At 61.7% G+C, this 1,241-nt stretch carries 2 protein-coding genes; both read right to left on the reverse strand.

Annotation, left to right across the window (positions count from 1 at the left end):
* Positions 1 to 360 precede the first annotated feature (360 nt).
* Positions 361 to 528 (reverse strand): hypothetical protein, encoded by a 168-nt coding sequence (locus G7A99_RS20120; RefSeq protein ID WP_163143590.1) that lies wholly within the window; start codon positions 526 to 528, stop codon positions 361 to 363.
* Between the two features lie 32 nt (positions 529 to 560).
* A partial coding sequence (locus tag G7A99_RS20125) for a hypothetical protein (protein ID WP_205599953.1) occupies positions 561 to 1,241 on the reverse strand: 681 nt, incomplete at its 5' end.

Raw genomic sequence — 1,241 nt, forward strand, 5'->3', positions numbered from 1 at the left:
GCGAGCGTGTCGCCGCCGGGGCCATGGACGAGCTCGACGACGATCTCGTGCGCGAGTACCTGACCGTCTAGCGCCCGTATCCCGGCCTGGACGGTCAATTTTCGTCCCGAATCGACAAGACTCAGCGACCGTTTGACGCCAGTGCCATGCCGTTTCATTGAAGCTTCCGGCTTCGAGGCATTGTGGAGAGGCGGCCCACATCCGGCAGTCCTGCAAAGGAGTGCTCCCGTCGTAACCGCCACGACTGCGTCGCCTGCCTCAGAAGGCTCCCGGGCGGGGATGCAGGCTGCCCAGTATCGAGTACCACAGCCGGTCGGCCTCCGCCTTGGGCTACCACAGCCGGTCGGCCTCCGCCTTGGGCTACCACAGCCGGTCGGCCTCCGCCTTGGGCATATCACCGGATTCCATCCTGACCTGAATATAGGGATGCGCCGGATCGGAACCATCGCCCTGCGCGATCATGTTGTACATGCGCCCGGCAGCCTCTCCGGTGGCAACGATGGTCTCTTCCCCCTTGAGGAATCCCAAGTCAATCGGTTCCGCACGCTTCTCGTAGTCGATCAGCCCCCTGGCCAGGAGGTCTTCAAAGAAGTCGCTGTTTTTCTCTCGAGCTCTTTCAGCGAGTCTCTCTGCTTGCCGATCATCGAAATCTGAATGGACAGAATGAACTCGGGATCGTCTTTTGTCATTAAATAGCGTTCCTCCCACTCGTTGCCCGTGGGCGAGGTCTCCGGGATGAAGCCGTACATGATGCAGTAGCACCGCCCCTCGGGCAGGTTCTCCTTGCCGGGCTCGCCGCGGAACTCGATTCGCTCGGCAAACCGCCGGTAATCCGCCGCGTAGGCGTTCTTCAGGGTCCAGGTGCCGATGGGGTCGTGGACGTAGCCAATGGCGAAGTCGTACTTGCCATAGACGAGAATGTGCCCACTGCTGAGCTCAACCACGTCGTTCAACCTGTCCGATGAGAAAAAGAATTCGCTGCCCTGCTCGCCCGCGCGCTTGCGCTCCTCGATTTCGTTATGGACCCGCCTGTCATACCGCTCGTCATTCTCGAAGCGGAACTCGATGGTGACGCCGTCGTAGCGGCTGGCGCCGGCGTGCAGCGAGGCAAAGGGCGGCAGCGCGACGATGAACCGGCCGATACAGTAGGGCTCGGCCTCAGGGTAGCCCTGCGCCATCATCCGTGCCTGTCGCTCGCTCATGCTCGTACACCCCGTCAACAGATAGCCCAGTAGTCCCAG

The organism is Arhodomonas sp. KWT (genome assembly GCF_010993615.1).